Origin of the sequence: Streptomyces sp. NPDC059851, from assembly GCF_042732005.1 — a bacterium.
Lineage (GTDB): Bacteria > Actinomycetota > Actinomycetes > Streptomycetales > Streptomycetaceae > Streptomyces.
In genome coordinates this window covers 1-9,825 of sequence record NZ_JBHWJJ010000206.1, presented here as the reverse complement: position 1 = coordinate 9,825, position 9,825 = coordinate 1, and the positions used below count along the sequence as shown (strand labels likewise).

The following is a 9,825-nucleotide window of genomic DNA, read 5'->3' as shown; positions in this document are numbered from 1 at the left end:
GGCCCGCAGCGCCTGGATGGCCCAGTGCAGGGCGACCAGCGACGACGAGCAGGCGGTGTCGACGGTGACGGCCGGTCCCTCCAGGCCCAGCGCGTAGGCGACCCGGCCGGACATGATGCTGCCCGCGTTGCCGGTCATCACGTGGCCGAGGACGCCGTCCGCGTCTGCGGACCGCTCCAGTTGGGCGTCGTAGCCGGTGTAGGAGGCGCCGACGAACACGCCGGCCCGGCTGCCGCGCAGCGCTGAGGGGTCGATGCCCGCGCGCTCGACCGTCTCCCAGGCGGCTTCGAGCAGGAGCCGCTGCTGCGGGTCCATCGCGAGGGCCTCGCGCGGCGAGATCCCGAAGAAGTCGGCGTCGAAGGAGTCGGCGTCGTAGAGGAATCCGCCCTGGAAGGCCCGGCCGTGGCCGTCCTCGGCGGCCCGCAGCTCGACGGTGTCCCAGCCGCGGTTGCCGGGGAGTCCGGCGATGGCGTCGCCGCCGGTCTCGACGAGCCGCCACAGTTCCTCGGGGCTGCGGACCCCTCCGGGATAGCGGCAGCTCATGGCGACGATCGCGATGGGGTCGTCGGCGGTGGTCGCCCCGTCGAAGCCCTGTTCCGCGCCCCGGTCGCCCTCGTTCCCCTCGCCGAGGAGTTCGCTGCGGATCCGGTGGGCGAGTGCCGTGGGCGTCGGGTAGTCGAAGACGAGGGTGCTGGCCGGGCGCAGGCCGGTGGCCGCGCCGAGCCGGTTGCGGAGCTCGACGGCGGTCAGCGAGTCGAAGCCGAGGTCCTTGAACGCCTTGGTGGGCTCGATGTGTTCGGCCGAGGCGTGGCCGAGGACGGAGGCGACCTGGGCCCGTACGAGGTCGAGCAGGACGCGGTCCTGTTCGGGGCGGGTGAGGCCGGCGAGCCGTTCGGCGAGCGGCGTGCCGCCGTCGGTGCGGGTGCGCGCCGTACGGCGTCCCCCGGTGCCGAGGAGCTCCCGGAAGAGGGGGGCGACGGGGCCGGGCGCGGCGGCGTCGCGGAGTGCGGCCGGGTTCAGGCGGGCGGGTACGAGGGTGGGACGGCCGGAGGCCAGTGCGGCATCGAGCAGGGCCGTGCCGTCAGCGGCGGTGAGCGCGCCCATGCCCTGTTGCTCCATGCGGCGCAGGTGGGCCTCGTCGAGCCCGCCGGTCATGCCGCTGGCGTCGGCCCACAGGCCCCAGGCCAGGGCGGTGGCGGGCAGGCCCTGGTGGTGGCGGTGCTCGGCGAGGGCGTCCAGGAGGGCGTTGGCGCAGGCGTAGTTGGCCTGGCCGGCGCTGCCGAGGGTGCCGGCGACGGCGGAGTAGAGGACGAACGCGGTGACCGGCAGGTCGCGGGTGAGCTCGTGCAGGTGGAGGGCGGCAACGGCCTTAGGCTGCAGGACCGTGTCCAGGCGTTCGGGGGTGAGGGAGCCGATCAGCCCGTCGTCGAGGACGCCCGCCGTGTGGATGACGGTGGTGAGGGGGTGCTCGGCGGGGATCGTGGAGAGGACGGCGGCCAGGCCGTCGCGGTCGGCGGCGTCGCAGGCGGCCCAGGTCGCTTCGGCGCCCAGCCCGGCGAGTTCCGCGGTGCGTTCGGCGGCGCCGGGCGCGTCGGCGCCGCGGCGGCTGAGCAGCAGCAGCCGGCGCACGCCGTGGGCGGTGACGAGGTGGCGGGCGACGATTCCGGCGAGGGTGCCGGAGCCGCCGGTGATCAGGGCGGTGCCGTCCGGGTCGATGGCGGCACCGCCGGTCGGGCCGGCCACGCGGGTGCGGCGCAGGCGCGGGACGTGGACGGTTCCGTCGCGCAACAGCAGCTCCGGCTCGCCGGAGGCGAGGGCCGCGGCGAGGACGGCCGCCCCGGCCGGGTCGGAGAGCGCCGCCGGGTCGGACAGGTCGGGGACGTCGGCGAGGACGAAGCGGCCGGGGTTCTCGGTCTCGGCGGAACGCAGCAGACCGTGGACGGCGGCGTGCGGCAGGTCCTCGCCGCCTCCGCCGGGACCGGCGACCGCACCGCTGGTCAGGACGACCAGTCGGGAGGCCGCGAACCGGTCGTCGGCCAGCCAGGCGTGCACCAGGGCCAGCGCCCGGTGCGTGGCCCCGCGCAGGGCGTCCGGGCCGGTCCCGGCCGCCTGCCGGGGGAAGGGGGCCAGGACGTACGCCGGTACGGGCGCCCCGGCGTCGACGGCTTCGGCCAGCTCGGCCAGGTCGGCGTAGCGGGTGGCCGGGCCGTACCCGACACCGAGGGGGCCGAGGACGGCCCAGCCACCGGGCGGCTCGGCCGCCGCACCGGTGGCGCTCGGCAGCGGCAGCGGCGTCCAGTCGAGCTGGAACAGCGCCTCGCGGACGACGGCCGGTACGGGCTGCGCGGTGCCGATGGCGTCGGCGTCAGTGAACGGCTGCGGGGCGAGGCGACCGACGGTGGCCACCGGGTCGCCGTGGTCGTCAGCGAGGTCCAGGGCGAACGCCGGGTCGGCGGAGCCGTCGGCGGCCGGCCGGATGCGGACGCGCAGGGCGCCCGCTCCGACGGCGTGCAGGGTCACGTCCGACCAGACGCTGCGGGGCCCCACCCCCGTACGGCGGCCGTCGGCGTCCGGGTCTGCGGCCACCAGGGCGGCCGCGGCGTGCGCGGCGGCGTCCAGCAGCACCGGGTGCAGGCCGAACTCGCCGGCCCGAGGCCCGCCTTCGGGCAGGCGTACCTGAGCGAAGTACTCGCCGTCCAGGTGCCATGCGGCCTCCACGGCGCGGAACAGCGGGCCGCGCTGGAGGTCGTCGCCGGCGGCGTACAGGGGGTCGAGGTCGAGGGGGGCGGCCCCGGCGGGCGGCCACTGGACGGGGCCGGACGTGGCGGGGGGCGCCGTTTCGGGTGCGGCGGGCGCGAGGACGCCCCGGGCGTGGCACGTCCAGCCGTCGTGCTCACCGGGGTCGCCGTCGCCGTCCTCCGGTCGGGCGGAGATGGTGAAGGCGCGGCTGCCCTGCTCGTCGGGGTTCTCGACGAGCACCTGGACGCGCACGCCGGCACCGCCGGCGGGCAGGGCGAGCGGGGTGCCGAGCACGAGCTCCGCGACGCGGCCGCAACCGGCCCGGTCACCGGCACGTACGGCGAGCTCGACGAACGCGGCGGCCGGCAGGACCGCCGTACCGGCGAGGGTGTGGTCGGCGAGCCAGGGCTGGGTGCGCAGGGAGAGCCGGCCGGTGCAGAGGACGCGGTCGGAGCCGGCGAGGGTGACGGCGGCACCGAGCAGCGGGTGGGCGGCGGGGTCGAGGCCGGCCCCGCTCACATCGCCGGCCGTGGTGGCGCCGGGCTCCAGCCAGTAGCGCTCGTGCTGGAAGGCGTAGGTGGGCAGGTCGATGCGCCGGGCGCCAGCGTCAGTGCCGGTGCCAGTGCCGGCGAAGAACGTCGGCCAGTCGACGGTGGCGCCGTGGGCGTGGGCGCGGGCGAGGGCGGCGAGGGCCGTCTCGGGCTCGGGCCGCCCGGCGCGCAGCGCGGCGGCGAAGGCGGCGCCCTCGCCGGTGACGCATTCCTGGGCGAGCGCGGACAGCACCCCTTCGGGCCCGAGTTCCAGGTACGTGGTCACTCCGGCGGCCTCCAGGGCGCGGACGCCGTCGAGGAAGCGGACCGCCTCGCGGACGTGCCGCACCCAGAACTCGGCAGTGCCCATTTCGCCGGTGACGGGGGCACCGGTCAGGCAGGACACGACCGGGATCTGCGGGGCCCCGAACGTCAGCCCCTGCACGACCCGGCGGAAGGCGTCGAGCATGCCGTCCATGAGGGGCGAGTGGAAGGCGTGGCTGACGGTGAGCCGCTTCGTCTTGCGGCCCTGCGCCTCGAAGTGCGCCGCGACCGCGGCCGCCGCGTCCGTGTCGCCGGCGACGACGACCGACCGGGGGCCGTTGACGGCGGCGATGCTGACCCGGCCGGTCGTCAGCAGCGGCAGGACCTCGTCCTCCGAGGCCTGGACGGCGATCATGGCGCCGCCGGTGGGCAGCTCCTGCATCAGACCGGCCCGGGCGGCGACCAGGGTGCACGCGTCGTCGAGGGACAGCACCCCCGCCACGTGTGCGGCGGCGATCTCACCGATGGAATGCCCGGCCACCGCATCCGGCCGCAGGCCCCAGCCCTCCATCAGCCGGAACAGCGCGACTTCGACCGCGAACAGCGCCGGCTGCGTGTACCCGGTCCGGTCCAGGAGGTCCGCGTCCGTCCCGAACATGACCTGCTTCAGGGGCAGTTCGAGGAGCGGGTCCAGGCGGTCGCACACCGCGTCGAGCGCGTCGGCGAACACCGGGTGGGTGTCGTACAGCTCCCGTCCCATCCCGAGCCGCTGACTGCCCTGTCCGGTGAACAGGAACGCGGTCTTGCCCTCGGTCGCGGTGTCCGTGACCAGGCCCGCGGCGTCCTCGCCGGCGGCGAGGGCGGCGAGGGCGCTGTCGAGGTCGTCGTCCGTACGGCCGAGGAGGACCGCGCGGTGTTCCAGGGCGGCCCGGGTCGTGGCGAGCGCGTGCCCGAGGTCGAGGGCCGGGGCGGTGGCGGCGGCTCCCTGCGCCCGGGCGGCGATCAGCCGGGCGGCCTGGGCGCGCAGTGCGGCGGCGCTCCGGCCCGACAGCGTCCAGGGCAGCACGGTGGGCGGGACGACGGCCGCGGCGGGGGCGGGCTCGTGCTCCTCGCCGGCCGGTTCCTCCTCGGGGGCCTGCTCGATGACGGTGTGCGCGTTGGTTCCGCTGACGCCGAAGGCGGAGACGGCCGCGCGGCGCGGGGCCCCGGTCTCGGGCCAGGCCACGGGCTCGGTGAGCAGGGACACCGCTCCCGCCGTCCAGTCGACGTCGGGGGTCGGCTCGTCGATGTGGAGGGTCTGCGGGAGGACGCCGTGCCGCATCGCCATGACCATCTTGATGATGCCGGCGACACCGGCGGCGGCCTGGGTGTGCCCGAGGTTCGACTTGAGGGAGCCGAGGCGGAGCGGCCGGCCCGCGGGGCGGTCCTGGCCGTAGGTGGCGAGCAGGGCCTGCGCCTCGATGGGGTCACCGAGCCGGGTGCCCGTGCCGTGGGCTTCGACGGCGTCGATCTCGGCGGCCGAGAGGCGGGCGTTCTCCAGGGCCTGCCGGATGACACGCTGCTGGGAGGGGCCGTTGGGGGCGGTGAGCCCGTTGCTGGCGCCGTCCTGGTTGACGGCGGAGCCGCGGACGACGGCCAGCACCGGGTGCCCGTTGCGGCGGGCGTCCGAGAGCCGCTCCACGAGCAGCACGCCCACGCCCTCGGACCAGCCGGTGCCGTCGGCGGCGGCGGCGAAGGACTTGCAGCGGCCGTCGGCGGCGAGGCCGCGCTGACGGCTGAACTCGACGAACACGTCGGGGCCGGGCATCACGCACACGCCGCCGACCAGGGCGAGCGAGCACTCGCGTCCGCGCAGGGCCTGGGTGGCCAGGTGCAGGGCGACCAGTGAGGACGAGCAGGCCGTGTCGATGGTGGCGGCGGGGCCCTCCAGGCCGAGGACGTAGCTGACCCGGCCCGACAGCACGCTGGTCGCGCCACCGGTCAGGAGCAGTCCTTCGAGGCCCTCCGGGACCTCCTTCAGGTCAGCCCCGTACCCCATGGCGCCCGCGCCGATGTAGACGCCGGTGCGGCTGCCGCGTACGGACGCCGGGTCGATTCCGGCGCGCTCGAACACCTCCCAGGACGTTTCGAGGACCTGACGCTGCTGCGGGTCCATGGCGAGGGCCTCGCGCGGCGATATGCCGAAGAATCCGGGGTCGAAGAGGGTGGCGTCGTCGAGGAATCCGCCGCCGGTGTTGTAGAAGGTGCCCTTGCGGTCGGGGTCGGGGTCGGCGAGGGATGCGATGTCCCAGCCGCGGTCGTCGGGGAATCCGGTGATGGCGTCACCGCCTTCGGAGACGAGCCGCCACAGGTCTTCCGGCGACCGCACGCCGCCGGGGAAACGGCAGCTCATCGCGACGATGGCGATGGGCTCGTGGGCGTCCTGCTCGGTCTCTTGGAGGCGGCGGCGGGCCCGCCGGAGCTCCGTGGTCATCCACTTCAGGTTTTCGAGAAGCTTTTCTTCGTTCGTGCCGGCCACTGGAACGTCACCTCCTGGAGGAATGCGGAATGCATACGGGATTCGGCTGGGGCATCGGATCGGGCATCAAAGGTCAGGATTTTCCGAATTCGTTGTTGATGATGTCGAAGAGGTCTTCGGCGGACGCCGATTCGATGGCTGTTTCCTCGCCCTCCATGGCGTGGACGGCGCGTTCGGTCCTGTTCCAGTTCGCCAGGAGCGCTTCGAGCCGGGCCGTGACGCGGGCGCGTTCGGCGGTGTCGTCCTCGGGGACCGCCGCGAGGGCGAACTCCAGCTTGTCGATCTCCGCGAGTGCCGGAAGGGCGGGCGCCGTGTCCTCGCCGAGGAGTTCGGCACGGACGTGAGCGGCCAGGGCGGCGGGGGTGGGGTGGTCGAAGACGAGGCTGGCGGGCAACCGCAGTCCGGTGGCCGAGCCGAGTCGGGTCCGCAGCTCGACCGCGGTGAGGGAGTCGAAGCCGAGGTCCTTGAAGGCGCGGCCCGCCTCGACCGCGGCGGCCCCGTCGTGCCCGAGGACCGCGGCGACGTGCGTGCGGACCAGGCCGAGCAGGGTCCGTTCGGCGTCGTCGCCGCTCATGTCACGCAGCTCGGCCGCCAGCCGGTCCGCGTCCCCCTGTGTGCCGTCGCCCGCGTCGGCATCGGCGTGCTGCTCCGCGTCGAGGACGCGGCGCACGTCGGGGAGGTCGGCGATCAGCGGGCGCGGCCGGGCCGCGGTGAACGCCGGGACGAACAGGTCCCAGTCGACGTCGCTGACCGTCACGGTCGTGTCGCCCGCGTCGAGCGCCTGCTGGAGGGCGGCGACGGCCCGTTCGGGCGCCATCACCGGCAGGCCGCGGCGGCGCAGCTGCCCGGCCGCACCGTCGTCCGCGACGAGACCGCCTCCGCCCCACGGCCCCCAGGCCACGGCGGTGGCCGCCAGCCCGCGGTCGCGGCGCTGCTGCGCCAGGGCGTCTAGGTGGGCGTTGGCCGCGGCGTAGGCGGCCTGGCCGCCGCTGCCCCAGATGCCGGCGATGGAGGAGAAGAGGACGAAGGCGTCCAGCTCCGTGTCGCCGAGGAGTTCGTCGAGGAGCTCCGCCCCGGCGGCCTTGGCGGCGAGGACTGCGGCGATGTCCTCCGGTCCGGTCTCGGCGAGCGGCGCGAGCTGGCCGACGCCCGCCGTGTGGAAGACGGCGGTGAGGGCGGGGGCGCCGGTGTCCTCACGGAGACCGGTGAGCAGGTCGCTGACGGCCTGCCGATCGGTCATGTCGCAGGCGACCACCGTGGCCCGGGCGCCGAGCTCCGACAGCTCCGCGACGAGGGCCTCGGCACCCGGGGCCCGGAGCCCGCGCCGGCCGGCCAACACCACGTGCTCGACGCCGTGCGCGGCGAGCCAGCGGGCGACGTGCGCACCGAGGGCGCCCGTACCGCCGGTGATGAGGACGGTGCCCCGGGGCCGCCAGGGCGCGCGGTCCGCAGCGGTGGCGCCGCTTCCTCCGGCCGCCGGGGCGGCGGCGTGCCGGATGCGGCGGGCGAGGAGACCTGCGGAGCGTACGGCGATCTGGTCCTCGTCCGCGTGCTCGTGCCCGGCGGCGCCGCCGAGTACGGCGAGCAGCCGGTCGAGCGCGCGTCCGTCCACTCGGACGGGCAGGTCCACCAGGCCGCCCCAGCGCTCGGGGTGCTCCAGGGCGACCACGCGGCCGAGGCCCCAGAGCCCCGCCTGTGCGGCGCTGCGGACCCGGTCGGCGGGACCGGTCGCCACGGCACCGGAGGTCACACACCACAGGGGTGCGTCGACGCCGGCGTCGCCGAGGGCCTGGACCAGGGCCCCGGCGAGCAGCAGTCCGGTCGGCGCCGCGGGGTGGGCCGGGTGCGGGGCCTCGGCGAAGGCCAGCAGGGACACCACGCCGTCGGCCCGGTCCCCGGCGAGTGCCGTGCGCAGCCGGTCGGCGACGACGGCCCGGTCGGTCGCGGCGGTGTCGAGGGACACCTCCCGTACGTCCACGCCCTGCGCCCGCAGTGCGTCCGCGACCCCCGGGAGCCCGTCGGGGCCGGGCGCCCCGCCGGCGGCGGTGACGCACAGCCAGGTGCCGGCCGGGCGGGGGGTTGCGTCCGGGTCACCCAGCGGCTTCCAGGTCACCCCGTAGCGCCAGCCGTCGATGACCGACCGCTCCGTGCGCTGCCGCCGCCAGGCGGACAGGGCCGGCAGCACGGCGCTCAGCGGCTGGTCCGCGTCGATGTCGAGGGTGGCGGTGAGGGCAGCGAGGTCGACGTTGTCGACGGCCTCCCAGAAGGCCCCGTCCACCGCACCGTCGGCTGCGGCACCGGCACCGGCACCGGCACCGGCACCCGGCGCTGCCGCCGAGGGGCGGGGGGCCTCCTCCAGCCAGTACCGCTTGCGCTGGAAGGCGTAGGTGGGCAGGTCGACGCGGCGGGCTCCGGTGCCGGAGAAGTACGCCGTCCAGTCCACGGCCACGCCCTGGACGTGGGCCCGTGCGAGCGCCGTGACCAGGGTCCCGGTCTCGTCGCGGCCGCTGCGGAGCACGGGCACGAAGACCGCCTGCTCGGTGACGCAGTCCTGGGCGAGCGCGGACAGCGTCCCGTCGGGCCCGAGTTCGACGTAGGTGGTGACGCCCGCCGCCTCCAGCGCACGGACGCCGTCGAGGAAGCGGACGGCGTCCCGGACGTGCCGGACCCAGAAGTCGGCGGAGCCCATTTCGTCGGTGACGAGGGCGCCGGTCAGGTTCGACACGATCGGGATGCGCGGCGTGTCGAAGGACAGCGCTTCGACGACCTTGCGGAAGTCGTCGAGCATGCCGTCCATGTGCGGCGAGTGGAAGGCGTGACTGACCGTCAGCCGCTTGGTCTTCCGGCCCTGGGCCTGGAAGGTCCCGGCGATGGCGACGGCCGCGTCCTCGTCGCCGGCGATGACGACGGCCTGCGGGCCGTTGACCGCGGCGATGCTCACCCGGTCGCCCTCGCCGATCAGCGGCAGGACCTCGTCCTCCGACGCCTGGACGGCGATCATCACACCACCGGCCGGGAGGGCCTGCATCAGCCGGCCACGCGCCGCCACCAGCGCACACGCGTCATCCAGGGACAGCACCCCGGCGACGTGCGCGGCGGCGATCTCACCGATCGAGTGCCCGGCGAGGTAGTCGGGGCGCAGGCCCCGGCTCTCGACGAGCCGGAACAGCGCCACCTCGACGGCGAAGAGCGCCGGCTGTGTGTACTCCGTCCGGTCCAGCAGGTCCGCGTCGCCTCCGAACAGCAGCTCCTTCAAGGGCAGTTCGAGGTGGGCGTCCATGCGGGCGCAGACGGCGTCGAGCGCGTCGGCGTACACCGGGAAGGCGTCGTACAGCTCGCGCCCCATGCCGAGGCGCTGGCTGCCCTGCCCGGTGAACAGGAACGCCGAGGCCCCTGTGGACACCCGTCCGCTGACGATCCCCGCCGGCAGCTCACCCGCCGCGAGGGCCTTCAGGGCGGCCAGGAACTCCTCGCGCTCCCCCGCGACGACGACCGCCCGGTGTTCGAGCGCCGACCGGGAGGTGGCCAGGGAGCGGGCCACGTCGGCGGGTTCGAGCGTCTCGTCCGCGGCGATCCGCGCCGCGAGGCGCTCGGCTTGGGCCTGCAGGGCGGTGTCTGTCTTCGCGGACAGCAGCAACGGCAGGAGGCCGGGTCGCTGCTGCGGGAAGTCCACTGTTTCGGCTTCGTCGGCGACCGGAGCCTGCTCGATGATCGTGTGGGCGTTGGTGCCGCTGAAGCCAAAGGAGGAGATACCGGCCCGGCGCGGGCGGCCGG

Annotated in this window: 1 protein-coding gene and 1 pseudogene; both read right to left on the bottom strand. The window is 75.6% G+C overall.

Translation table 11 applies throughout. The features are described 5' to 3' along the window. A pseudogene (locus ACFV7Q_RS36885) lies at positions 1-6,006 on the bottom strand (type I polyketide synthase); the annotation flags it as partial. Positions 6,007-6,124: 118 nt separating this feature from the next. Beyond that, on the bottom strand, positions 6,125-9,825 hold a 3,701-nt coding region (locus ACFV7Q_RS36880), incomplete at its 5' end, for an SDR family NAD(P)-dependent oxidoreductase (protein ID WP_385435312.1).